The following is a 25412-nucleotide window of genomic DNA, read 5'->3' on the forward strand; positions in this document are numbered from 1 at the left end:
TTCCCAAAATTAACCCAATTATAAAAAAAAGGCATTTTCCCTATGAGCGGCGACCTCAGCAAACAAGACCTATACGAAGGCGTTAAAACCCTGATCGAAACCGACGCTGTCCACGTCCACTTGCCCCAACAAAAACTTTTTACCCTCTTTTCCGTGGGCTTCCAGTACATGTTGTTTGAGTCTACGAGAAAACCTGGCGCTTATATTATCCGCGTTGAAGACGGCTATCTTGCCGAAAAATTAGCGAAAAAATCAAAAGACCCGTCGACTAGAAAGTTCATGCAACAGCTTTTGATCAACCGCAAATTTAAATACGAGAAATCCTTTTTCTACCTGGACTATTTCCACCTTGGGTCTTGGAACCTGACCAGCGAACTTCCCCGCGATAAAGTTAAAGCGGCGCTTATTGTTAAAAACACATCATCAAAACCGATGATGGAAATTGACCTTGATGGCGAAGCCGACACCTCGGTTATTGATACAATTAAAAACCACGACTACCTAAAAATGTTGATGGATTTTGTTCCTCGTACAATCACTATTGCTTTCGAAGAAACTTTCGATGGAACAACTCCTGTTTCTTTCCCATTCATTAAAAAAGAAAAAGAAAAAACGGTTTCAGGCGTGACGATTAACACTGATTTGGAGTGGGACGATTAGTCTTTCTTATAAATCTGGAAAAGTGTTTTTGATATAGCGCTGATAACGAAGATGGATAATGTCAAAGAGCCCGCTTTCTTTCGGGTGAATACTCGTATTTCCAAAGTTAAACTCGTCTTCTCCGTCCTGCGACCTGTCTCTTTCCACAAAACTCATATCAGGCCCGTTATGAGAAACTTCGCTGGCCTCAAGTTTGGCAATTAACTGATCTAAAATTCTCATCTCAGCTTCATTGATTTTTGCCTTCAGTTTAATCTTCAGCGCTTTTTTCCCCTGAGGAGCGCTAAAATCCTGGGATGCCGGATTAAAACGCGCGCTCATTTCGGCCTGATCCTCAGGTGAGAGTTTCGCATAAAAACGAGCGAAGTTATTCACCTCTTCATTAATTTTGGCGCGCTCATAAGCATAATAGTTCGTATTTTGAACTCGCCCCTTTTCCAAGCCTTTCTTAAAAACCTGATCTCTAAAAGAAGTCACGACAGGTTTATATTGTTCGAGAGCTGCCATTGCCGAGTTTTCCTGCTCTGGATTTTTGGTTTTAACCGCCTGGTAGTAATTTTCATACAGCCCTAAGTATTGATTTAAAATTTTTGTGTTGGCGTTAGTCCCGCGGGGGAAACTAAGCGGCGGACATGATCTTTTATCGACGCATGAGATGTCTTTTACCCTCGTCAGGACATACACTGGAGCAACATTGGCCGCTTGAACATCGGGAATAAAAAAGCGCAATAAAGAGGTTTTCTCTTCTACTTTTTCCTGCGCCTTTTCTTCTACTTTCTCCTGCAGTTCACTACCTTTTGCTTTAAGCTTAGTGGTGATTTCTTCTTCGTATTTGTCAATCAAGGCGCGGCCCTCATCATCCAGGTTTTCTGCCTTTGCTTTGATTGTTTTTAAATAGGCCTGCGCCTCATTGATACTCATTTCCGTAATTAATTTATCCGATGGCACACCCATTTTAGCTGCGATTTCCTGAAAGCGACGGGCATCGGCGTCGCTTGGAACAAGCATATTGATTCCTTTTTTGGAAACGGACTGAACATCATTAATCAAGCGCTCAATGCGCGCAAGTTTTTTCTCCAGATCGGTTGCGGCATCACCAAAGAGTTTGCCTGCTGTAAAGGCCAGGGCCCCTTGGGCACCAAAGGTAATCGCGCGAGAAGTTCCGCTGGCAATGATGGATTTTAAAAAGCCCATTTGCCATCCGGCCATGTAGGCCACGACGTTTGTGGCAAGTCCTCCGACAATTCCCAGCTTGTCTAAATCCCCGATCCAGTCGGCCGCTTTGTTGTCTTTAAGGGACCCGGCCACTGTGACTTTTTTTGTCTCTTCTGCTGCAAGGGCCGTGCTTAAAAGTGTCGAGTGAATAAAACTCATGGCATTTTTTAAAATGCCTGAACTCACTGGAACATTTTTTAATTTTTCGTATTCACTCCATGAAAGAGTGCGGTCGACACCAAATTTTAAAGATTCCCACTCGTAGTAGTAGGCCCATTTATCTTGGGCACTCTGGGCCTCATCAATGAGTTTAGCGTAACGAGCATCAAGCTTTGGTGAGAAATTAAGTTGCTCTAGTGAAGCGGGTGCCGAGGCCACACAAGCGCCTCCTCCGCTAATCCAATCCATTTGCTCAGCGGCCGCAGTGGCCGAAGAGGCCAGGAAGCCGATACTTACCATTTTGGCATTTTTCGCTTTTTTCTTAAGAGCACTGACAGCATGATCAATGGTGTTTTTATAGGCCTTGATATAGCCGACTTGTTCATCGACTTTAGCTTCCAGTATTTTGGCATTTTCTTTTACGCTCTTAGTTTTATCGATATCGATCTTGTTGACCACTTCGATTTCAGCTAACTGCGAGGCCTTAAGAATTTTAATGTTTCTCATTTCCTGAAGCACGTACACAGCAGCACTGCCGGCATAAATGACGGCGGAAGGTTTTGTCTTACAAACCATGATGGCCTGTGGAGCAATGAGAGTAGCAGCAAAAAGAGAAATCGTTGATGTGATGTAACCAGCACCGAGTTTAATCGCATCTTTTTTTAATTCGGCCTTTTCTTTTTCCACGCTCGCGCGCATTTCATTGAGTTTTGGCTCAATTTTTTCGTCGACGACTTGTTGGAATTTTTCTTTGGCCTCTTGTTTTAAGGCCTCTTTTTCCGCATCGAGTTTTTCTTCGAGGGTGGCCTTTAGAGTGTCGGTATCGAGGTTTTTAATTTCCGTTTCAGAGAGGCCGAGTTTTTTTACGGCCTCCATTTCTGATTCAGAAAGTTTAGAAAGATCTATCCCCCAGCTCAGCTGGGAAAAAAGCAAGGACGAAATAATGAAGAGGGTCTTTAACAGTTTGATACCGAATCCTCACTCATCACGGAGTCTTTGCCAGAGATTTAATACCATTCAAGTAACGGTCCTGGCATTTGTTCTGGTAAGCGTTTTTAGCTTTCTCATAACCTTTTGAGAGGCTTAGAGAGTAAAGAAGCTCAGGGAACTCCTTACATTTTGCCGGGATTTTATCTTCTCCTCCATGGGCATACTGATAGCAGTAAGCATCCATGTGGACTCTCGACATCCAGTTCATTTGTTCTTCTGAAAGATTCATCTCAACAGTATTGTTGGCCCTTACCACTAAATCTTTTCTTAGCGTCTCCTCAGCAGCCAGGGTTTTAATACTCTCTTCGGTACGTTTTTTTACAGATTCTTCAACTTTGGCGTAAGAGTCATTACAACGGTTTTTCTTTTTAAAATAAGCAAATAGAAAAAAGCTGTCTTTTAGATCCTCTTTAATCTTTAGACCTTCTTCGTTTTTAGCATCCATACAAGCGGCCAGCCAATCAGTGCGCGCTTGCTTATGGGCCTCCTGAATTCGCTCCATCACTTTTTTATCGTAAGCTTTTTTCTCATCCATCGTCTTAGCGATGCGATCATTTACTTTTTCAATATCATCATCGCGCTTATCCAGGGCATCTGACTGTTTGCCGTAGTATTGATTTTCGGCCACCAGGATTTTTAAACGAAGATCCTGCATCTGAGTTTCAGCAGAAAGGATTCTTCTTTGAAGCTCTTTTAGTTGATTACAGAAATAAGCAGGTCCATTGGCAATCGACATACTGTTATTAGTCGCATACTGGATGATCTTGTCGTACTCTTTCACTTTCTGATCCAATTCATCAGCGGCATCGTAATACATTTTACGGCAAGAAATATCCAGGTTCTGATCCTTGAATTTTTCCATAAACATATCGCGGTCAAAACGCATGTCGCGGCTGGCGTTTGATAATTGTTTGACGTAGTCATTCCCCAGGTTTTTCCCTTCAAAGAAATTAAAAGCATCAATGTAATTGTCTACAATCTGCTCCATCTTAACCAGATCATTAAGCTGGTTATCCCAAGCGGCCATGGCCTTCTCAAAATCTTCCCACTCTAACTTTTTCTTTTTAGCTCCCGTGAAAAGCTCATGAAGAAAACTAATCCCTTCACTCACACCTTGAATCGCTAAACTCACAGCGATCCCACCCAGAGCAGCTCCGGCGGCCGTATAAAAAGCAACTTTTGCCATGTGATTTGGGTCGAGAGCTTTTGAGAGAAGCTTGTTACTCTCCGCCCAGTTCGTGTTCATGTTTTTGTATTCATCTGCAAATTTGTCTGCCGTGGCGTTGGCCTTGGTCAGCTCTTTATTGGTATCGGCCCAGTTCTCATTTGCACGAGTGGCATTGGCATTAACTTTATCGATGTTTTTATTAAACTCATCCATTTGCTTGTTAGTGTCAGACCAGTTTTGGTTGGCATTCCCAATCTGCACATTTGTATTGTTCCAATTGGTGTTGGCGTTTCCGATTTGGACATTGGTATTGCCCCAATTCGTATTGGCGCCTCCAAGCTGAGTATTCGTATTTCCCCAATTCACATTGGCCGCATCGATACCTGTGTTGAGTTTTCCTAAATTGGTATTGACGTTGTTGACACTATTTTCAAGATTGCGAATGTCTCCTGTTAAGTTGACATTAAATCCCCCCAAGGCACCTGCACTAGAGTTGGCATTACTTCCGGTAAAGAGACTTGTGAAATCAAATCCCGGAGCAGCGTGGGCTTCATCAATCATAAATGGCAGAGAAAACCATGTAGTCTTCTTTTCTTTTTTTACTTTAAACTCTCCATCATAGTCCAATAAACCATTGTGAAGCTCATTGACTTCCGCACGCAGTTTTGGGTAAAGCCCTGTTCTGATCATCGAGGTGATGATGGTTACATGATTGCTCTTTTTAAGGAGACTCACTTTGACTGTGCGGTTAATTTTTTCAACTTTCCCTTCAACTGTAAGTGAATTTCCCTGACCACTAATCACCATCTGTGGCCCAAAACTTTTTTTAATTGACTGAGCGATATAAGCAAGTTCATTCTTTTTTGCATCAGGGTCTTTTTGTGGATTCTCTAAATACACAAAGCTGGTATCAACAATCGTGACTGGAGTTTTTTCAATCCAAAGAATGCGTTTAAAAAATTTCGTATGTATTTTAGAATTCCCCTCCGTTCGCTCAAGCGTCGGTGTGTAATTCCACTTGCTATTAAAAACATCAAAGGATGTTGATAGCTGAGTTTTATTCTCTTCTGCCGCATGCAGGACGGGCAAAAAAGTTGAATTAATCACTAAGGAAAAGACTAAAAGTGCTATTTTCATATAATTCTCCGAGATTATTATCGGCAATTAGTTGACCAAACTTGAATGACTCTACTCTTTTTTGCCTAAACAGATCTCCTAAGTGCACAAAAACTAAAGATTCAAAATGAGCTTTCGATAAGATAGCAAATCATTTGGAGGATTTTATGTTCACTATAGTGGGTGCAGTCGTTACTACAGTCTGTGTTATCATGGGATACGTTCTTCACCATGGTAACTTAGCGATTCTTTGGCAGCCAACTGAGGTTCTCATCATCGGTGGTGCCGCTGTTGGATCTCTGGTTATGGCCAACAATCCATTTGTTATCAAGGCCATGCTTGCAAAATGTATTCAAGCTTTAAAAGGAACCGGGATTTCAAAAGCCGCTTATATCGAACTTCTTCAATGTATGTTCGAACTTATTAAGATGGCCTCAGCAAACCCGATCTCAATCGAACCTCACGTTGAAAATCCAGAAGGGTCAGAAATTTTTAAACGCTACCCTGCTGTTTTACACAATCACCATGCGATCGATTTTATCTGCGATACTTTAAAAGTTCAGATTGCTTCGTCACTGTCTCCTTACGATCTGGAAGATCTAATGAATGCTGACTTAGATATCGTAACTGAAGAAGAGCACGTTCTGGTTGGTGGTATTAACCGTGTATCGGATGCCATGCCAGGTCTGGGGATCGTTGCCGCGGTTCTCGGGGTTGTTATCACCATGGGTAAGCTGACTCAAGGTAAGGAAGTTATCGGTATGTCGGTTGCGGCCGCTCTGGTAGGAACGTTTTTGGGGATCTTATTCTCATACGGTTACCTGCAACCACTTGCTGCAAAGGTTGAATCGAACTTAAAAGAAGAAATGCGTTTTATGATCACAGCAAAAATTTGTCTTCTCGCTTTCTCTAAAGGAGTCAACGCGAAGGTTTGTGCTGAGTTTGGTAGAAGAAGTATTCCAACGGAATTCCGCCCTACATTCAAAGAAGTGGATGAAGCGACGGCAAACGCTGGGAAAAAGTAGTTTAGTAATTAAAAGTTAAATCATACTGAAAAAGGAATTTCATTATGGCAGACGAAAAAGCGCCTATTATCATTAAGAGAATTAATAAAGGACACGGTGGTGCTCACGGTGGTGCCTGGAAAGTAGCCTTCGCGGACTTCATGACTGCGATGATGGCCTTCTTCCTGGTAATGTGGCTGATGGGTGCCGACGAGTCGACTAAAGCGGCAATCGCCGATTATTTTACCACCGCTACAATTTTTAAAGGTGGATCAGATTCAGTAGGAAAAATCGGTAGTACGCCGAATACTTCGTATTCAGTGCTTAACGGACAAGAAGGCGGGTTCGACCAGGCAGATGTAACAGAGCCAGCTCGTCCCCGCCCCGTTTATCTTCAGGAGCACAAAGTTTTATCAAAACTTGTGGATGAGCTCTTTGATGGTAATGCCTTCTCCGCCGACTACAATTCGGATTACTTAAAGTTCGCCATCCCTGGAAATATTGTTTTCCAATTTGGCTCAACAGAAATTTCCTTTGAAGGAAAAGTGTATCTGAAGAAACTCGCTGACGTCTTTAGAGACTATGAGGGAACTGTCTCGATTGTAGGTCATACTGAAAAAGGTGAAGGCGCAACTGAGCAGGCCAACTGGGACCTCTCTTTTAAGCGTGCCATGGCCATCAGAAATTCACTTATTAAGGACTTTGGCGTCTTACCTGACAAGTTGATCCCTGTGGCCCAATCAAGTGCTACGGTGTCTTCTGAAGAGGAAGAAAAAGGTATTAACGTTAACCGCAGGGTTGAGTTTGTCCTTCGCCATAGAAATTTCTAGGACTTTAACAAAAATACTAAAGTATTTCATTCAACTACCCGAATAGCCCCTTATCAGTGTCTAATCGCTGAAGTACATAAGGGGCTTATATGGATCGCGACAGTTTTGTTATCACTTTAATTGCTCAATACAAGGACGAAATCGAAGAAATTCTCGTTGAGTGCGAGCATGTTTACCGTTCAACTATTGATTATGAGATGCTTGATGGAAAAGTCGAAGAACTCATGAGATGTGCTAAGGTTGATGGTCTTGAAGAGAAAATTGTGTGGGACCTACTCCACCATAGAATTCCTTCATACGTAAACTATGTGAATGCAAAAACACTGAAGACTAGTAAAAAAGCAGCTTAAGATTTATACTCGTATCAAAAGAATATCCTTTGGGAGCATGACTTTTGATACGAGAAATTTTCACTTATATATCTGAGTCACCCAAGCTTGCTTCGGCCAAAAAGCTAGGACACCTCGCCGAGAGTATCTCACTTTTGGCCCGCGAAAAGCGCTGCCAGAAGGCCTGGCTTCCCCATCGCACCCAGTGCAAATCTTTTATCACCGAACATTTATCAGAGGCTAAACATTGCGATTCAGTTTTAGTTTTAGGCTCAGGTCCTTTACATGAAATCCCTATAGAAACCCTGGCCCGTACTTTTAAAAAAGTGACCTTGGTCGATATCGTTCATTTAAAAAGTGTCAAACGCGAACTCGCCCACTTCACTAATATTGAATTTGTTGAGCACGATATTTCTGAGATTGAAAGTGCGCTGATTAAGGGAGAGCTCTCAAGAAAAATCCCTGAAGCTTTCTTGACCCAAGACTGGGGGCTGGTTCTTTCAGTCAACATCATGTCTCAGCTTCCTCTTCACCTGGAAGCGTATATTGAAAAGACATTCAAAAATAAATTTCAAAAGGAAGATGTTGAGACTTATCTTCAAGACGTCACCCGCCATCACTTCCTGTACTTAAAAAGTTTTAATGCTCCGGTGCTCTTAATCACCGACACTATCACTAGTTACTACAACAAGCAGGATTCAGTGATTCAGACAGATCACAATTATGCCCACCTGAATTTGCCAAGACCTGTGACTGAATGGAACTGGAATGTTGCCCCTATCCCCGAGTTCCAAAAAGACGTTGGGATCAAGATGAATGTGGGGGCCTTTGTCTTAAAAAACCTTCCGTCTTAATTAAGATAGTCGTTGATCTTTCATCTAACCTCTCCTTTAATTAGATCTATATGAGTAACAATAAAAAAAGCGGCGCTTTATTTGTCGGGCTTGGAATTTTCTTAAGCCGAATTGCGGGTCTTCTAAGAGAGAGAGCTTTCGCTCACTACTTCGGTAACTCTGATGCTGGTGATGCCTTTAAGGCCGCTTTAAAAATCCCTAACTTTTTACAAAACCTTTTTGGCGAAGGGGTTCTTTCAGCTTCTTTCATTCCAGTGTATGCCGGTCTTCTGGCCCGCGAGCACAACGAAAAAACAGAAAATCCAGAACATCACCTGGAAGCTTCGCGTGTCGCTTTGACCATCGGAAGTTTAATGTTCCTGATGACCTCTTTTTTAGTGGTCGGAGGAATTGTTGCCACTCCTTTTCTCATCGATACAATCGCTCCTGGATTTGAAGGCCCAAAGCGCGAACTAACTATTAAACTTGTGCAGATTTTTTTCCCAGGTACAGGACTGGTTGTTATGTCGGCCTGGTGTTTGGGGATTCTTAACAGCCATAGAAGATTCTTTCTTTCATATGTCGCCCCAGTTATCTGGAACGTGGCCATCATTGCCACACTTTTAATGTTCGGTAACGGCTCAAGCCAATACGACCTGGCCATTTACACTGGTTGGGGTCTTGTGGCGGGAAGTTTTTTACAAGTGGCAGTTCAACTTCCAACAACCATTAAACTTCTTAGAACTTTTCGCTTTTCCATGGAGACAGCAAACCTCCACGTACGAATCATCTTAAAGAACTTTGTTCCAAGTATTGTTTCTCGCGGAGTTGTTCAGGTGAGTTCATACATCGACAACATCCTGGCCTCACTTCTTCCAACGGGAGCGGTCTCTAACCTGGCCTATGCCCAGACACTTTATCTTCTTCCTGTTTCATTATTCGGAATGAGTATTTCGGCCAGTGAACTTCCGGAGATGAGTTCGATCACCGGCTCTCCTGAAGAAATTTATGCCAAGCTTCGCGATCGCCTGCAAAGAGGAATTGCTCGCATTAGTTTTTTCATCGTCCCTTCTCTTTGTGCTTTTTTAATCCTGGGGGACATTTTGGTTGCGGCCCTGTTCCAGACGGGAAAGTTCACTGAAAAAGACACTCATGTGGTCTGGATGGTTTTAATCGGTTCAAGTGTCGGGCTTCTCGCTTCAACCATCGGGCGACTTTACTCTTCAACTTTCTTCTCACTTAAAGATACAAAGACAACTCTCAATTTTGCGATCGTTCGTATCTTCTTCACGACTATCCTTGGGTACTTATTTGCTTTTAAATTTGCCCCAATGATCAGCAGTGATCCGGTTTATGCGACAGCAGGTTTGACGGCCTCAGCGGGAATCAGTGGTTGGATTGAATTTGTCCTGCTTCAAAAAAAGCTCAACAAAATCATCGGAAAAACCGGTGTTGAATACCGCTATCAATCAAAGTTATGGGGAAGTGCTTTAATCGCCAGCGCCGTAGGTCTTTCGATTAAATTCTTTATTCACTTAGGTTTACTAGAGCACCCGATCCCTCGCGCAGTGATTATCTTGGGTGTTTATGGTGTGCTGTATTTCGGGATTACTTATTTGATTGGCATTGAAGAGTCGCGATCAATTATTAATAAAATTAAATCAAAGGTACTGAGGTCATAAAATGGAATTTACTCCGGCAATCACTGATGTGCTCAAATTTTTTATCACACTGATTTCTATCGTTAACCCGATTGGCGCGATTCCCGTCTTTTTAGGATTTGTGAGAAATCACAATTCTATCAACGTTAAAAAACTCGCCAACCACACGGCCACAGCTGTTACCATCACTATTTTAATCAGCTTAATCTGCGGCCAGGCCGTTTTAAATTTCTTCGGGATCTCTGTTGCCTCATTCACCATCGGTGGTGGAATTCTCTTAACGACAACGGCCTTCAGTATGATTTCCGGACAGCAATCAAATTCAAAAATCAATAATGATGAAATCAGGTCTATCGACTTCGAGCGAGAAATTGGAATCATCCCACTGGCGATTCCACTTCTTTCAGGCCCTGGTGCTATTTCTACTTCTATCATTCACGCAAAAAACTTCACCAGCTCTATTCACTGGATCGCTGGTATTGTCATGGTTCTCGTTGTCGGCTTCATTATCAAAATCATTTTAAGTTACGCTGAAAAAATCGGAGAAAAACTAGGCCAGATTGGTCTAAACGTTATGACCAGAATCATGGGTTTAATTCTTCTTTCAATGTCGATTGAAATGATTGCCTATGGTATTAAAGAAATCATGCCGATTCTTAAAGGCGTGTTTTAATCCTGGCCTAATCAAAGATTAACCATTTCCTGACTGGCTCACCGCCAGCTTTCTCATTAGTATGTCGCCTGAAGATTATTTATGGAGGAATACTTATGTGGAAGCGTTTACACGATCTTTTAGAACGACTGATTTCACTGTTTGTCAAACACGACACTAAGGAGACCTGGACGCTTCTTGAAATGCGTCGAAAGGCGAATCTCGAGAACTTAGAGGACCTAAAAAAGCTTAGACTCAAGAATTTTTAGGAGTATAATTTCCCTATCAACTATTTAAGGGATGGTTATATGGAAAGAAACACACGTTACAATAACGGCCTGGACGTAGAGACACGTTCACAAGTCATGGCCGGGTTCATGACCAGAGTTTATCAATGGATGGCCATTGGTGTTTTACTGACTGCTGGGATTTCAACTTACATCGGAAACAACGATCAAATGGCGATGACTATCGTTCAGAATAGATTTTTATTCTGGGCCGTAATTATTGCTCAATTCGGAGTTGTGCTAGGACTATCAGCAATGATTCAAAGAATGAGTGCAGTGATGGCCACTGGTCTCTTCCTGCTTTACTCTGCACTGACAGGGGTGACATTCTCGACAATCTTTTTGATCTACACTCAAGCAAGCATTCAGTCTGCGTTCTTTACAACAGCGATTGGGTTTGCCGGGCTTTCAGCTTTTGGTCTCTTCACTAAAAAAGACCTGGGGCCTATCGGGACATTCTGTACAATGGGTCTCTTTGGACTTATTGGTTACTCGCTTCTAGCAATCTTCTTCCCAGCGATGATGGGTGGAACAGCTGGGTTAGTGTTTAGCTTAATTGGTCTTCTGATCTTTGCCGGGCTAACGGCTTACGACACTCAGAAAATTAAATTAATGGGTCAACACGCAATCAACGCAGAAGAAAGATCAAAGATCACTGTTCTTGGTGCTCTTACTCTTTACTTAGACTTCATTAACTTGTTCTTGATTATTTTAAGATTCACTGGCGATAGACGTCGTTAAGAAAAAATAAAAAGGCCCTCATAATGAGGGCCTTTTTTTATTAAATAAATCCTTTTAGTATCGACTTAATCTTCTCCACATACCCACCCACTTCACTAGATGTCATATGCGGCGAAAATGAAAATCTCAGCGCGGCCCTTGAGTCTTCGTAACTATAACCCATGGCCATGAGAATGCGGTTTTCTTTGATAATACCTGATGAACAAGCTGAGCCCGTAGAGAGATCAATTCCCATCATATCAAACTTAGCACTTAAAACTTCTGCCTTTTGCCCGTAAAGCACCAGGAAAATAGTGTTGAGATTGCGGTATGGAGATGAACGCGCAACCACCTCACCACGATCCCCTATAAACTCTACCAGTGCCTCTTCCAGCTCATTTTTTGCCAATGAGAGTTCATCTGGATTGAAGTTCTCTTTCATATCATGAAGGGCAAGTTTAATAGAATAAACACCAAGTGCGTTTTCCGTTCCTGCACGCAGACCTTCTTGTTGAGTCCCACCGACAATAAGTGGATTGAACTCCAGGTCCTTTTTAAAAAAGGTAAAACCAATCCCTTTAAGCGCACCAAACTTATGACCTGAAAATGTGTAGGCATCAAGGTCGGCGTTTAGCACTTCCCAATTGGGAATCTTTCCTGCGATCTGAACAGCATCCACATGAACAAAACACCTTGTTTCTTTTTTTATTTCCGCTGCCCACTCAAGTGGCCAGACGACTCCGGATTCATTATTGACGTAAGTGTAATTCATAAAACACTCGCGCCCTTCACTCACTTCATTCAGAAGACTCTTAATCAATTCATCCTTATCAAAGAGCCCGTTTTTATCAACGCCAAAAAACTGCACCACGTGGCCCAGGGCCTCAAGGTCATTTTTTAACTGAACAACACAAGCGTGATCGACTTCTGAAAAGAAGAAGCTCGCTTTTTTTCCTTCCTTAAAAAACTTAAACGCCAGCCCTTTAAAAATCGAGTTGATTCCTTCGGAAGCTCCCGAATGAAAAAAAAGTTTGTGGTCTTTTAAGTTAAAGAGGTGCTGGATGTAATCAATACTTTCGTTGATGTACTTGCGGGATTTTTTTCCGGATTGGTGAAGTGAGGCCGGATTGCCAAAAAGAAAATCCCCGATATGGAGAAAGTCTACGACTCTCTTCGATAGCGGGGATGTTGCATTATAATCAAAGTAGAAACGATTACTGATTGATCTCTCCAATCGGGTTTCTAATTGCTGAAGTCATAATTCCAGCGTCATTAGAAGCACCAGCGATACCAGCTTCAGTTTCAGTTTCTTTAGACTTGCGAACTAGGTCACCAAGTGAAGTAGTTGCTAAGTATTCTTTCATGATGATACCAAGGTTCATGAAGTAGTTCTTAGACAGGTGGAACTCTAGAGAGTTCGCTGCTTCAGCTTCAGTTCCTACGATATCGCGAGCTGGGTTGATGTTTTCTCCAACACAGTCTAGTACGTCTTTAATTGTAATTTGGTCCATGTTGCGAGCTAGTACATAACCGCCACCTGGTCCACGAACAGACTTAACTGCTTGGCCATTTCTTAGCTTTCTGAAAAGTTGCTCTAAGTAATGAAGAGAAATGTTCTGTCTTGTTGAGATTTCTTGTAGTCTTACTGGATTCCCATTTGAATGAGTAGTAAGGTCTAACATTGCTCTAACTGCGTAACGCCCTTTTGATGTAAGTCTCATTGGTCTTCCTCCATAAAAAATCCAATTGATCGTAACCGTGTTTTAGAAAATTCTTCGAGAGATGCGTGTGTCGTCTACTGGTAGAAGTGCTCATCCGTGCCCTTCTTTCTAGTCTGACTTGATTCCCTTCGAAAAGAATCAATCTAACAAGAATAGTATGACGTGTGGGAAACATAGAAGTCAACAAACTATTTTCTATCTTTTGATTGTAAGGTATTGAAATTAAGGTAATCTAAAGCGTTAAGATCGGGTGAATCCCTAATAAAACCGCCTAATTAGGTCACTTGATTCGATGCAATTTATTGATGGAAAAATAATTTATCCGTGTATTTTGATCGGAAAAAATTGCCTACGTAGGACCACTTTTTAAACAATTTTGCTAAGTAAAAAATTGCGTGAGTTGTTCTCGTTGATCTCAATTTTTAATTGATAAAATTTAAATTCATCACCGATAATTCTTTGAAGATCGCGCAGGTAGGGCATTCCCCATTCAATCAAGAAATAATCTTTCTCTTCTAAATACATCGGGATTTCCAAATGAATGAGCTCTTCTCTTTTTTCAATTCTATAAAGATCAGCGTGCAGAAGATTGTCGATTTCATTAATCAGTGAATAAGTCGGACTCGTCGTCTGCTTAGTCGTTCCTAAGAAGATCTTAGTAAATGTCGTCTTCCCCGCACCCACGGGGCCATCGAGGATAATTACACTCGGTGGCTCAATCACTTCTTTCATTTCAAGAGCGATATTGGCAAGGTCAGACTCGAGGACTTTTTTCCAGGCGCGAACTAAACTCATGTGTCACCTTTTCTATTTTAAAGGATGTGCTTCAAAAACGCTTTTTAGGTTCTTAACTGTATTTGAAAGCCCATTAAAAAGAGCATGGCAAATGATCCAGTGACCGATGTTGTACTCTTCGAAAATTTTATTTTCTAAAAGCGGCACAACACTTTCTTCCGTCAGACCATGGCCTGCATGTGTGGCAATTTTATTGTTGGTTAAAAATTCTTTAGCCGCTTTGTACTGTTCAATATAGCGGCCGACATCATCACCGTTAGCGAAAACGCGCGCGTACTCTCCTGTGTGGATTTCAACTGCGTCGATATTTAATTGAGTCGCTTTGATTAAAACTTCAATCTTAGCTTCTAGGAAAAGAGAGATTTTAACGTCTTTGATTGAGCTCTTAAGCTTCTTAACCGCTTCTTCAATACGAATGAAGTTAGCATCATCTAAAAGGTCCAGACCGCCTTCTGTTGTCTTTTCCTGACGTTTTTCTGGAACTAAACAGATCCATTCAGGAGTTGAAGCAATTGCAATCTCTACGATCTCAGGGTTTACTCCCATTTCCAGGTTAAGTGGTTTCCCGAAACGTTTTGTCACCAGGCGAACTGTCTCAACGTCAGTGTCCTGAATATGTCTTCTGTCTTCACGAAGATGAATTGTAATTTGGTCAGCACCGTTTGATAACGACACTTGAGCGGCGTCTACGACACTTGGATAATCTTCTCCACGGGCCTGTCTTAAAGTGGCCACGTGATCAATGTTAACGCCTAAACGAGGGATCATTCTAAACTCCTAATAAGTAACTAAACTAACCAATCTCTTTTTTCACAACAGCGACCAGTCGATTACATTCTGCTTCAACCAGTTCCGCATTGTCACCTTCAACCATGACGCGAAGAAGAGGCTCTGTTCCTGAATAACGAAGAAGAACACGCCCTCTTCCATCCAGCTTTTTTTCTGCTTCTTTCGTCGCTTCTTCAATCGCTTTAACTGTCTCTAGTGGTGGTTTATTTTTCACCATCACGTTTTTAATAAACTGAGGGAAAAGTTCAACTTCTTCCACCAGCTCTTTGAGCGATTTGTTGAAGTATTTCATCGCCTCAATAACTTTTAATCCACCTAGAGATCCGTCTCCCGTTGTCGAGTGGCGGCTGAAGATGATGTGTCCAGAAGGCTCTCCACCCAGGATACAGTTATTGGCGCGCATATATTCGATGATATAGCGGTCTCCTACTTTTGTGCGATAAAAATTTAGTCCAAGAGACTTAATATAAAGCTCAAGCCCTAGATTCGACATAACTGTTCCGACGACAGTATCTCCCGCTTTAAGCTCGCCACGAGCAAGAAGAAGCTTAGCAAAAAGACCGATGAGTTTATCCCCATCAATCATTGTTCCTTCCTGGTCAATAACACTGACTCTATCGCCGTCACCGTCGATACAAATCCCGATGTCTGCACGGTACTTTAAAACTTCTGCGCGGGCCGCTTCCGGGTGAAGTGAGCCTACGTTCTTATTGATGTTTTCTCCATTAGGCGAAATCCCAATTGAAAACACTTCTGCTCCCAGCTCCTGGAAAATCATCGGAGTCACTTTGTAACCGGCGCCATTAGCGCAGTCTAAAACGATACGCATTCCATCCAGGTCGTAGTCGTGCCCCAGGGCCGATTTAACTTGAACGATATAGCGCCCGTAAACTTCTTTTAATCTTTCGGCATTCCCTAAAAGGCCTCCGAATTTGGCCGGCATTAATTCCGGGTTAAGCACAAGTCTTTCAAGCTCCAGCTCTACAGAGTCTGGAAGTTTATTTCCTTTTCCATCAAAGATTTTAATCCCGTTGTCTTCAAAGTGATTGTGAGAAGCAGAGATCATAACTCCTGCGTCTGCGCGCATTGAGTGAGTGACAAAAGCAACTCCCGGAGTGGGAAGAGGACCAGTTAAAATAACCTCTCCACCTTGAGAACACACACCTGAAGCAAAGGCCATCTCCAGCATATAACATGAAAGCCTGGTGTCCTTTCCGACGATGATGATAGGTTTAGCATTGTTGGGATTCGTTGCTTGAAAGTAGTGAGTTACTGCGCGACCAAGGGCCGTCGCCACTTCTGCTGTCATTGGGTAAGCATTCGCCTTACCACGAATTCCATCTGTCCCGAAAAGTTTTCTCTCCGACATAACCTCATCCTTTAAGAGCAGTGACTTTCTAAGCGCTATTCTTTTTTAACTTCTTCGCGCTTAGGAATCGTCAGTTGTACTTTATATTTTAATTTAATTCTTGGGTTCTCTTCATACATCAAACGCGAGTCCAATTCATCCAAAGGAACCGTCAGTGTCCCTTCTTCTTTGTCTACAGTTGAAAGGTTCACCGGAGTGGTCTCTACTCTAGACAATTTTCTGATGACGTCAACCGGTCCACTGACCATGACGTTCTCTGGCTCAACGTGTACTTCTTTAAATTTTTTGTCATAGGCCATATTGCCAATGTACAGAACCTTGACCGGCAGCTGCATTTGCACCAGGCGGTCGATTTCAATGCTCGCCTCTTTCGGGTGCATCTCTAAAATATCCACGCCAAACGGCACCGTAATTTGCGACGGATGGTATTGAACTCTAAAGCTTTTGCCGAACTTTTTAAAGTAAGGATTCAAATCCACTACCAGCTTCTCTTTGTTGGAAAAAACATTTCCAATGAAGGCCTTTGAGCCTTTAAGTTTTAAAGTAAGCTGTCGTTCGGTTTGACTGGAGATGGCGTAGCCCTTGGGCAATTGAAACTCAATTTGAATCTTTTTTTCTATTTCCACTGGCTCACTGTTTAAAACATAAAACCACAGCGATACTGCAAAAAAGATCGCGATGATTTTGAGCGTGTGTCTTTGGGCCTTTTCTAATTTCAACGAACAATGTCCTTGGTCTTAATCGGTCTTAGAGCACTGTCTAAACTTTCATTGCTCCAAATGTGACGAAGATACTGCCCTAGCTCTTTTTCTGTTTTACACAGATAGAAAATCCCTTCGACACATAAGTTAATCTTACCAGTTTCTTCAGAACAAGTAATAACTAATGCATCGGTAACTTCTGTCAGCCCCAGAGCGGCCCTATGGCGGGTCCCTAAGTGGCGTTCGATATCAAAGTTCTTTGATAGGGGCAAAAAACAGCCCGCAGCTGTGAGCTTTGAGTTCTGGATGATGATGGCCCCGTCGTGAAGGCTGGAGCTCGATTCGAAAATCGAATAAATAATATCCGAATGGATTCTTGAATCCAGTCTCGTCCCGGTGTTGATATAGTTGAGTAAACCGTGCGTGCGTTCAATAACAATCAGCGCCCCGATCTTCTCACGCGATAAGGCCCCACAGGCCTCGACGATTTCATCGATTTCAAAATCGTGTTCATCTTTTGAAAAGACTGTCAGGATATTTCTCTTCGTCCCAACGGAAGCCAGCGCACTTCTGAACTGGTCCTGAAATAAAACGACGACGATGATAAAGAATGAATCAAAAAAGTGAGCTAGCACCCAGTTGAGTGAGTAAAGCTTGAAAGTAATCCCCAGCCAAAAAAGGCCAAAGAGGAACCCCAGACCCACGATCATCTGAGCGGCCTTCGTTCCTCTTACGATCAACAGCAGTTGATAGATAAGAATCGCGACGATCAGGATGTCGATGAAATCTTTTACGTTGAGATGGTTAAAAAATGGACTTAAAAAGGACATACCTATCCTTTTTAAGCCGCATTTGAGAATTCGTCATCTTCTTTCATGAATTTTAAGCGTTCATCTTCTGTTAAGTTCAGAGACTTCAGGATATCTGTACTCATCAGAAGCTTCTTTCTTAAAGCTTCGCGGCTAATGCCCATCGCCTTTGCAGCTTTGGACTTATTGCCATTGCAGCGTCTGATCTCGGCATGGATCATTTCACGCTCTACCAATGAAAGACGGTCTTTAAGCGCAATGTTGTGGTCGCCAACAAAGGGAAGGTCCCCAAACATTCTCTTCTTTTCTGAAAGATCCACTAGTGGTGAAGCTGAATCTTCAATCTCGATATCAGTGATCACGTGGGCCTTTGGATTATAAAGCACTGCCCTTTCCACACAAAGACGAAGTTCTTTGATGTTTCCTGGCCAGTCGTACTTCTTTAATTTCTCCATTAACTTTGGAGCAAACGACTTCAGCAGAAGCCCTTCTTTTTTACATTCAGCTTTTAGGAAGTAATCCACAAGAAGCTCGATATCATCGCCTCTTCTTCTTAGTGGTTCCATAAACACAGTCGCTTTTGAGATGAACTCATAAAGCTCGCGGTCAAACTCTCCGTTGGCCACCAAGAGACCAAGATCTCTGGTCGTTGTCGCTACGATACGAACATCAAGACTAAACTTTGTGTTCGGGATATGGCGAGTTTTTAACACTTCTAAAAGTGTCTTCTGGTTATTTGGAGAAAGGGCCCAAACCTCATGCAGCTGAACAGTTCCCCCCTGGCAAGTGATGAACTTGCTTTCAGTTTCTTCTGGTCCAAAAAGCAGTCTCCCTACCATCTCCTGATCTTTTTCAGCACAGTGAACCACTTCAAAAGATTTTAATCCACGCTGACCTTCAACGTGAAGAATCTTAGCGTAAAGTGATTTACCAACTCCGCGCTCTCCGTAAATAAGCACTGGAGCTTCGATGTCTTTTAGTTTCACGATCGTGCTTCTTAAAGAAGCGACGTGAGGCACCTTACCAATCAGAGCATTCTTTCTGTCAAAAGGATTCGAAAATCTTCTGATTAAAGACTTGTCCGACATTGGCGTAAAGTTATAAAACACAGAAGAGAAAATCAGTGAAAGAACTTTCATTGTCTTTTCATCTTCAATCGTAAAGCGGTCTTCGTTTCTCTTGTTTAAAACTTCGATAACACCGATGATCTTGTCTTCGCGGTTGTGGATCGGGTGACAGATAATCGACTTTGTTTCAAAGCCAAATTTCTTATCAAAGGCTTCGTTAAAGCGCGTGCTATCATGAACTGTATCAATGTTTAGCGCCACACCAGTAGTAAATACTGATCCGGCAATCCCGATGCGGTAATCGAATTTTAACTGCTCTTTTCTCACTCCAAGAGCACACACGGCTTCAAGCTCGTTAGTCTCTGGATTAATTAAAAATAACGAAGCTCTCTGAGCATTTAAAATGCGGATAACTTCATCAAGCATTGATTCAATGAACCCTTCTTTGTCACCAAAGTGAGTGATGTCTTTAAAGAGTGAAAGTAAAAGCGAGAAGATTTCAAATCCATCCGTCGCTTTAGTGTAGCGTTCTTTAATCGCTGAATCGATCAGACAGTTTTTTAATCTCTCTCCCGAGAAGCCAAGAATATAGTGCTCAAGGAATTTTGCAATCCCCTTTTCCTCTTCGATTTCAATCCCATAAATGATTTTTTGATCATCAAGCGACTGCGAAAAAGCGCGCACAACTTTCCCGGTTAAATCCAGGTGGTGCTTCTTATATTGAAGAGAAATGGTGATTTCCTGGCCAACAGAAATGCGCTCGCTGGTAGCAAATCCAAGCCCAGTTAATGAAATATCAATTAACTTGGCATCATCAATATACTCTTCTGGACCTCGGTCCTTTGACATTTGAACAAGAAATCTCAGGTCGTCGGCCTCTTCTACTGGAATTCTGAATGATTGATAGAATTTAAATTCAGAAAAACTCGCTAGCATAAGCTCTCTCCTAAAGTGTACAGATTCACTCAAGAGTCTTATCGACGTTTTTCTTCAAAACTTGAATTTTTGCCAATTTTAATTTGCAAACGATTGTTTAGTTTGCCGATGTACCTGGAATCGCAGGAACACCCTCTTTTCCTGGCTCATGCGTGTCTGTCACTCCCGGAGCTTTCGCCAAATCTTGACGAAGACTGTGGACAATCACCTTGTGCATGGCCGATTCAAAGAGCTTCCAGTACTCGTTACTCTTTCTTGGGTCAGCAGAGGGAAGTTCTAATGTGTATGTTGGAATGTTTCTTTCCTGTCCTGCCCAGTTTCCTAGTGAACCTGGAAAAAAAGGATAGTCTTTAATATTGTATCCGGAAGCATCTTTACTCATCTGGTTTAAAAGCTCGTGAGCTTTCACACCATCAAGACCATTGTTGGCGGCGATGCTTGGACCATCGTAATCTAATAAAGTCAGTGGCGAGTGAACTGAAACAATCTTATCCGGGCTGTAGCGCTTAATCAGGTTAACCTGGAAGACAACTTCCGGTTCACTGTTTGGTTTCTCACCTGGGTTTTTTCTTTTATCTTTTCTTAGTTTCGTCAGCCAGATTTTTCTCGCTTCTTTTTGCCAGTCTGCTGTCGGAAAGTTTCTATTCGGGTCTACTCCGCGGGCATTAACTCTCGTCGGGCGCGCTTTAAAATATGAATCAGGATTAACTAAAGGAGAGACGAGGACAACTTTATTATGAAACTCACCTTTTAGCTTCTCTGGGTTTGAGTAGGCTTCGCGCAGGTAGTACATTAAATCAAAACAAAACTTAACCGGCGTGATTTCATCTCCGTGCACTCCGCACATCACAATCGTCACGTCTTTGTCTTTAAAGCTTGGCTGTTCTTCATCACTGACATCGCCAAAAACTGTCCACATTAATGGATCGCCTAGAACCGAGTTTCTGTAGTGACTCCATTTAAAGGTTTCACACTCACTCTTATCCCAACCATAGCGCTTGAAGCTTTTTTCTAATTTATCACAATAATTTTTAATTGCCGGAGTCATTCCGAGTTCCGTTGCCGGAGGTGCCGCTGCTGGCGCAGGAGCTGTTGGAGTCGACTGGGCATGACTCGCACTAAAAGTGCAAAGCATACTAAATAGAATTAATACATGACGGGCTTTCATTATGGATGATATTATACCTAGGTTCTTTTAAGGAATTCAATCAAAACTTAGTGAGTCCCCATGGGAAAAAATAATCTTATTATCGCCAGTCTTAACCCTAATCTCTATACAACCAAGAGGTTGATTGAAGAAGGCAGAAAACAAAAACACTCCGTTTTGTACCTAAACCCCTATCAGCACCAGATTCTTCCCGTGGAAAAGGACAAAAGCGGACTCTACCTCCACAGGACAACCGGAACCAATTATGACGATTTTGATCTGGTGGTCACAAAGCATCATGAAAATCTAGGGATGAAAATTTCAAACCCTTACAATGCTCTAGGGACATTCCGTTCAAAAGATCTTCAGTCACTTTTTTTTAAGAAGTACGATCTGCCGGCCATCCCGACTCTCCTTTATAGAGGGACAATGACTGATGAACTAGAAGCGGCCATCGCGAAGCTTGGGCACCAGTACATCCTCAAAATGAACCGCGGTAACCAGGGCATTGGCGTCAACTTTCTGGAAGGTCAAAAGTCACTTCAAAGTGTGCTTGAAACTTTCCATGCCATGAAAGATCAGCGCTTTTTAATCCAGCCCTACATTCCTCATAAAAAAGAATGGCGCCTTTTTATGCTCAAAGGTGAAGTCCTCGCCTGCATTGAAAAGACTATCGCCAAAGATGACTTCCGCGGAAATGCAAAGCGCTCAAATGGAAAAATCCTTAAGAAACTTCCAAAAGACTTAGAGTCTATTGCCGAAAAAGCTTTCCTTCATAGCGGGCTTGATTATGCGGGACTTGATTTATTGTTGCCTGAGAAAGGTGATATTAAGATTTTAGAGGTGAATCCGATTCCAGGTTTTGAGCAGGCAGAAGAGCTCTCAGGCGTTAATATCGCCCGAGAGCTTATAGTCAAATTACAATAGGTAGTCGAAGATGTTTGCCGGGATTTTTGTGAAGTAATACAGAAGCTTCTTTCCAAAACTTGTTTGGTAGAATTCAGCATCAGCAATCGTCTTTTCAGAGTCAAGGTGAATACTGCCGGCCAGTCTTGACTCGACGTCCTTTTTTACTTCCGCTGCCAGCTCTGGTGAGTTCTCACACGCCACCACCATTTCAGAGTTGTAGTTAGCTGATCTTGGGTCTACGTTGTATGTTCCGATGATCACGTTTTTATCGTCAAAGATAAAAGTCTTTGCATGCACTCCAAAGCGCGCTTTGCCTGATTCGTTTTCTAAAACTTCATACGTCTCTGGTCTTGTTCCTTTGAAGATGTATGAATCTAATCCCTTGTTTAACCACGTTCTCACGTTGCTGTCGAAGTTAGCATAAACATAGATCGCGTCTGTTGAGTTTAGGCTGTTTGTTAAAAGCTTAACTTCTACTTTATTAGCAAGGGCCTTATCCAGCGACTCAGAAAGCTCCTTGTTTACGATAAAGTAAGGTGAATCAATCAAGATTGACTTTTCTGACTTAGCAATACGCTCAAAAAGGTTGTGCTTGATTACGCGGTTTTCTTTTCTGTTTTTCGTTCCGATATTTGGGTACTCTGACATGAAAGTAATTTCATTACATGAACCACGGTACTCTTTAGTTAACTCATCCTGTCCTTTTGCTCTGATGTCCTGCTCGCGTTTTGCATCCATTGGGGCATTCACAAAATCCTGGGCAAGCTTTACTTTTTCTTTCCATTTCTTCAGGTCGTATTCGTATCCTGCTGTATCGTCGTTGTCCCCTCTTCTGTACTTAGCATCATCCATTTCAGGCATTCTATCACGGGCCACGCGCACGCTCTTTTTAGCAGCGAATGTTTCATCAAATGTCTTTTGAATCGCCGCAACCATATCGCCTTCAATATGCATTTCACGGTCTAGGAAATTGTATTCTTCGTGAAGGTCAAAGTATTCATCACCGATGTTTCTTCCTCCAGTGATCACTTCTTTACCGTCTACTAAAATAAGTTTTCTGTGGTTTCTATACTGACCTGAAAATAAGTTTAGAGTTGAAGTTGTGTTAAAGTACTTAACTTCAATTCCTTCTTTTTCAAGCTCGTGAGCATAAAATGGAGAAAGGTCACTTTTAACCATGAACCAGTCTAAAAGCATTCTAACTTTTACACCTTCGCGTGCCTTTTTCACTAAGGCCTGAGTAAAAAGTTTTGCCGATTTATCTGTTCTATAAATGAAGTATTCTACGTCGATGAATTTCTCTGCTCTCTCAATCATCTGCAGACGCTCTTCTAATGAAGCGAGACCGTGATTGAGAAGAACGACATCATGTGGTCTTTGCATGCTTAAGCTGAATGGATCTTTACCTTCAATATCGGCAGCAAATACATTCGTACCTACTAACAAAGAAAGTGCTAATAAAAGATTCTTAGACTTCATAATGGCCTCTTGGTCCTAAAAGTTGTTGTCCCCCAAGAATACGACCAGATGGCCTCTCAAAGGAGTGAGCTTGTAAAGAATTCAGCCCCTGTCAGCTTTATTGACAGGTCTTTTTTACCCAAGAGAATCATGTAAATTCAGCCAGTTGTTAGAAGACAGATATTTTAGTTTGACTAGGCATACTTTTGAACTAGAATGGCAACAAGAGGACACTTTAAATGTATATCTGTATTTGCAAAGGGATAACTGAGAAAATGCTGATGGACCAAATCGGGACACACAACCACTCTCAGGACCAGATTCTAAAGAATCTTGGGATTGGCGACTCATGCGGGGCATGCGTAGTCGATGCTGTCAAAAAAATCCTCGATAATCAGAACAATTTAGATTCCAAAACCAAAAAATCCGACTCATAATCTTAGGCACCTCACACATTACTTTTTTTTGGAGTGCTTATTATGAAAGGAAGTCAGGCAATCATTGATGCTCTTAATTCTGTTCTTACAAAAGAGTTAACAGCAATCAACCAATATTTTCTTCACGCAAGAATGCTACAAAACTGGGGACTAGATAAACTAGGCCGCCTGGAATACAAAGCTTCAATCGATGAAATGAAACACGCTGATGAGCTTATCAAGCGCATTCTTTTCCTTGAAGGGCTACCAAACCTACAAAAAATTGACCGCATTAGAATCGGGCAAACTGTTCAGGAAGTGATGGAAGCTGACCTTGAAGTTGAAAACGAAGCTATCCCTCACCTAAAAAAATGCATTAAGCTTGCTGAAAGCGAATCTGATTACGTAACCCGCGACCTTTTCCTTCACATCCTTGAGAGTGAAGAAGAGCATGTGGACTGGCTTGAAACTCAGGTTGGACTTGTTAAGCAAGTGGGAATCCAGAACTACATCCAGTCTCAAATCGAGATGGAAAAAGATTCTTAAGTATTTTTCTACAACTAATACCAGACTAAAGGCCCTGTTATCAGGGCCTTTTTTTTATGCTACGATCTCTTCATGAATACACTAAAGAAAAACTCACTCGTGCTCTTAAGCTTCCCTGTCGGCAATTACCAATGTAACTGCTCTATCCTCTATTCGGATAAAACCCGCGAGGCCATTATCATCGATCCGGGAAATGACCACGAGTTTATTCTGCAAAAAGTAAAAGACCTCAATATCAAAGTCAAAAAGTTGATTCACACTCACGCGCACTTTGACCACATCGGGCGAAGCACAGAGGTGGCCAATGCCACAGGAGCAAGCCTTCATCTGCATAAAGGTGACCAGTTTCTCTACGACGCTCTTCCACAACAGGGTGTTTTTTTCAGGCAAGTCGTTGGTGCTCCGAAGCCAATTGACTCTTACCTGGAAGACAATGAAGAGTTTTCCTTCGAAGACCCGGAAATTAAAACATTCCTAAAAACCATTCACACTCCAGGACATACTCCTGGTTCATGTTCGTTTTATACAGAGTATTTTGATGAGCCGATGCTCTTTGCTGGAGACACCCTATTCCAACGCTCAATCGGAAGAAGTGACCTTCCTGGAGGCGATGGCAGATTGATTATAAAGTCGATTAAAGAAAGGCTTTTTAATTTGCCGGATGAAACCAGAGTGATTGCGGGCCACGGTGATGAGACCCGCATTTATGAAGAGAAAAAGTACAATCCATTTCTTTGTTAGCCAATTGGTGAGCAGATCTCGATGAGAAATCCATTGAGGTCTCTCACATAGCTGACTGTTTGTCCCCAAGGCTTCTGTGTTGGTTCTTTAACTTCTACTGCCCCGGCACTCACTGCTTTTTTATGAGCAGCAAGAACGTCAGAAGTCACTAATCCAATTTCCATATCAGCAGACTTAAAACCTTTTGCTCTGCCAGAAAAACCAATCTCATTCATTTCGGCCATGTTTAAGCTCGCAAATGAAAGAGTCGTCTCTCCTGTTAAAAGCTCGCCGTATTCACCCGATTCATGGACAAACTTGCGTTCAAGCCCAAAAGCCTTTTCATAAAAAGCGACTGTTGCTTCAACACTTTCTACATAATAAATCACATATCCTAATTTCATT

Annotated in this window: 25 protein-coding genes; 12 read left to right on the forward strand and 13 right to left on the reverse strand. The window is 42.1% G+C overall.

What is annotated here, in order from left to right; genetic code table 11:
* The first annotated feature begins 42 nt into the window (after positions 1-42).
* Positions 43-660, forward strand: coding sequence for a hypothetical protein (locus tag AC6JA8_RS11065; RefSeq protein WP_497973844.1), 618 nt, complete (start codon positions 43-45; stop codon positions 658-660).
* Between the two features lie 6 nt (positions 661-666).
* On the opposite strand, the gene AC6JA8_RS11070 is transcribed toward AC6JA8_RS11065, so the two are convergent.
* Both AC6JA8_RS11070 and AC6JA8_RS11075 read right to left on the reverse strand, forming a co-directional pair.
* Positions 667-2967, reverse strand: a complete 2301-nt coding sequence (locus tag AC6JA8_RS11070) for a hypothetical protein (RefSeq protein WP_497973845.1) — start codon at positions 2965-2967, stop codon at positions 667-669.
* A gap of 52 nt (positions 2968-3019) precedes the next feature.
* Positions 3020-5329, reverse strand: coding sequence for a hypothetical protein (locus tag AC6JA8_RS11075; RefSeq protein ID WP_497973846.1), 2310 nt, complete (start codon positions 5327-5329; stop codon positions 3020-3022).
* A gap of 146 nt (positions 5330-5475) precedes the next feature.
* Here AC6JA8_RS11075 and motA point away from each other — a divergent pair, with 146 nt between their 5' ends.
* The 7 genes from motA (at position 5476) to AC6JA8_RS11110 (ending at position 11645) form a co-directional block, all read left to right on the forward strand.
* Positions 5476-6333, forward strand: a complete 858-nt coding sequence (gene motA, locus AC6JA8_RS11080) for a flagellar motor stator protein MotA (RefSeq protein ID WP_102243885.1) — start codon at positions 5476-5478, stop codon at positions 6331-6333.
* Positions 6334-6377: 44 nt separating this feature from the next.
* A complete protein-coding gene (locus AC6JA8_RS11085; RefSeq protein ID WP_491636083.1) occupies positions 6378-7142 on the forward strand; it encodes a flagellar motor protein MotB in 765 nt (254 codons plus the stop codon).
* A gap of 89 nt (positions 7143-7231) precedes the next feature.
* Positions 7232-7492: a hypothetical protein gene (locus tag AC6JA8_RS11090; protein WP_102243887.1), complete on the forward strand. Its 261-nt coding sequence runs from the start codon at positions 7232-7234 to the stop codon at positions 7490-7492.
* 44 nt (positions 7493-7536) lie between these two features.
* Positions 7537-8325: a hypothetical protein gene (locus AC6JA8_RS11095; protein WP_497973847.1), complete on the forward strand. Its 789-nt coding sequence runs from the start codon at positions 7537-7539 to the stop codon at positions 8323-8325.
* Between the two features lie 50 nt (positions 8326-8375).
* A complete protein-coding gene (gene murJ, locus AC6JA8_RS11100) occupies positions 8376-9986 on the forward strand; it encodes a murein biosynthesis integral membrane protein MurJ (protein ID WP_497973848.1) in 1611 nt (536 codons plus the stop codon).
* A gap of 1 nt (position 9987) precedes the next feature.
* Complete coding sequence (locus tag AC6JA8_RS11105; RefSeq protein ID WP_497973849.1) at positions 9988-10638, forward strand: MarC family protein; 651 nt, start codon at positions 9988-9990, stop codon at positions 10636-10638.
* 287 nt (positions 10639-10925) lie between these two features.
* Complete coding sequence (locus tag AC6JA8_RS11110; RefSeq protein ID WP_497973850.1) at positions 10926-11645, forward strand: Bax inhibitor-1/YccA family protein; 720 nt, start codon at positions 10926-10928, stop codon at positions 11643-11645.
* A 40-nt stretch (positions 11646-11685) separates the two neighbouring features.
* Here AC6JA8_RS11110 and AC6JA8_RS11115 read toward each other — a convergent pair whose 3' ends face one another.
* The 9 genes from AC6JA8_RS11115 to AC6JA8_RS11155 all read right to left on the reverse strand — a co-directional run bounded on the left by AC6JA8_RS11115 (position 11686) and on the right by AC6JA8_RS11155 (position 20979).
* Positions 11686-12858, reverse strand: coding sequence for a cysteine desulfurase family protein (locus tag AC6JA8_RS11115; RefSeq protein WP_497973851.1), 1173 nt, complete (start codon positions 12856-12858; stop codon positions 11686-11688).
* Positions 12839-13345, reverse strand: a complete 507-nt coding sequence (locus AC6JA8_RS11120) for an Rrf2 family transcriptional regulator (protein WP_102243893.1) — start codon at positions 13343-13345, stop codon at positions 12839-12841. The genes AC6JA8_RS11115 and AC6JA8_RS11120 overlap by 20 nt, the downstream gene beginning before the upstream one ends.
* Before the next feature lie 366 nt (positions 13346-13711).
* The gene (tsaE, locus tag AC6JA8_RS11125) at positions 13712-14140 is read right to left on the reverse strand and encodes a tRNA (adenosine(37)-N6)-threonylcarbamoyltransferase complex ATPase subunit type 1 TsaE (protein ID WP_497973852.1); all 429 of its coding nucleotides are present in this window, start codon (positions 14138-14140) and stop codon (positions 13712-13714) included.
* A gap of 12 nt (positions 14141-14152) precedes the next feature.
* Positions 14153-14908 carry a pyridoxine 5'-phosphate synthase gene (locus tag AC6JA8_RS11130; protein WP_497973853.1) on the reverse strand — a complete coding sequence of 252 codons (756 nt, stop codon included), beginning with the start codon at positions 14906-14908 and terminating at the stop codon, positions 14153-14155.
* Between the two features lie 25 nt (positions 14909-14933).
* The gene (gene glmM, locus AC6JA8_RS11135; RefSeq protein ID WP_497973854.1) at positions 14934-16298 is read right to left on the reverse strand and encodes a phosphoglucosamine mutase; all 1365 of its coding nucleotides are present in this window, start codon (positions 16296-16298) and stop codon (positions 14934-14936) included.
* Between the two features lie 35 nt (positions 16299-16333).
* On the reverse strand, positions 16334-17017 hold the full coding sequence (locus AC6JA8_RS11140) for a CdaR family protein (protein WP_497973855.1): 684 nt from the start codon (positions 17015-17017) through the stop codon (positions 16334-16336).
* Entirely contained in the window at positions 17014-17829 is an 816-nt protein-coding gene (gene cdaA / locus AC6JA8_RS11145; RefSeq protein WP_497973856.1) for a diadenylate cyclase CdaA, read from the reverse strand. Before cdaA ends, AC6JA8_RS11140 begins: the two co-directional genes overlap by 4 nt.
* A gap of 11 nt (positions 17830-17840) precedes the next feature.
* The gene (locus tag AC6JA8_RS11150; RefSeq protein WP_497973857.1) at positions 17841-19811 is read right to left on the reverse strand and encodes a sigma 54-interacting transcriptional regulator; all 1971 of its coding nucleotides are present in this window, start codon (positions 19809-19811) and stop codon (positions 17841-17843) included.
* A gap of 97 nt (positions 19812-19908) precedes the next feature.
* On the reverse strand, positions 19909-20979 hold the full coding sequence (locus tag AC6JA8_RS11155) for a M14 family zinc carboxypeptidase (RefSeq protein WP_497973858.1): 1071 nt from the start codon (positions 20977-20979) through the stop codon (positions 19909-19911).
* A gap of 60 nt (positions 20980-21039) precedes the next feature.
* On the opposite strand from AC6JA8_RS11155, the gene AC6JA8_RS11160 reads away from it, so the two are divergent.
* Positions 21040-21885: an ATP-grasp domain-containing protein gene (locus AC6JA8_RS11160; RefSeq protein ID WP_497973859.1), complete on the forward strand. Its 846-nt coding sequence runs from the start codon at positions 21040-21042 to the stop codon at positions 21883-21885.
* Here AC6JA8_RS11160 and AC6JA8_RS11165 read toward each other — a convergent pair.
* A complete protein-coding gene (locus AC6JA8_RS11165; RefSeq protein WP_497973860.1) occupies positions 21877-23346 on the reverse strand; it encodes a phospholipase D-like domain-containing protein in 1470 nt (489 codons plus the stop codon). The genes AC6JA8_RS11160 and AC6JA8_RS11165 overlap by 9 nt on opposite strands.
* 218 nt (positions 23347-23564) lie before the next feature.
* Here AC6JA8_RS11165 and AC6JA8_RS11170 point away from each other — a divergent pair, with 218 nt between their 5' ends.
* The 3 genes from AC6JA8_RS11170 (at position 23565) to AC6JA8_RS11180 (ending at position 25028) form a co-directional block, all read left to right on the forward strand.
* Entirely contained in the window at positions 23565-23762 is a 198-nt protein-coding gene (locus AC6JA8_RS11170; RefSeq protein ID WP_102243903.1) for a (2Fe-2S)-binding protein, read from the forward strand.
* Between the two features lie 42 nt (positions 23763-23804).
* Entirely contained in the window at positions 23805-24287 is a 483-nt protein-coding gene (gene bfr, locus AC6JA8_RS11175) for a bacterioferritin (protein WP_102243904.1), read from the forward strand.
* Between the two features lie 72 nt (positions 24288-24359).
* Positions 24360-25028 (forward strand): MBL fold metallo-hydrolase, encoded by a 669-nt coding sequence (locus AC6JA8_RS11180; RefSeq protein WP_497973861.1) that lies wholly within the window; start codon positions 24360-24362, stop codon positions 25026-25028.
* Here AC6JA8_RS11180 and AC6JA8_RS11185 read toward each other — a convergent pair.
* Positions 25025-25411 (reverse strand): VOC family protein, encoded by a 387-nt coding sequence (locus tag AC6JA8_RS11185; protein WP_497973862.1) that lies wholly within the window; start codon positions 25409-25411, stop codon positions 25025-25027. The two genes, AC6JA8_RS11180 and AC6JA8_RS11185, sit on opposite strands and share 4 nt — an antisense overlap.
* Between the last annotated feature and the right edge of the window lies 1 nt (position 25412).

Source organism: Bacteriovorax sp. HI3 (assembly GCF_059738875.1).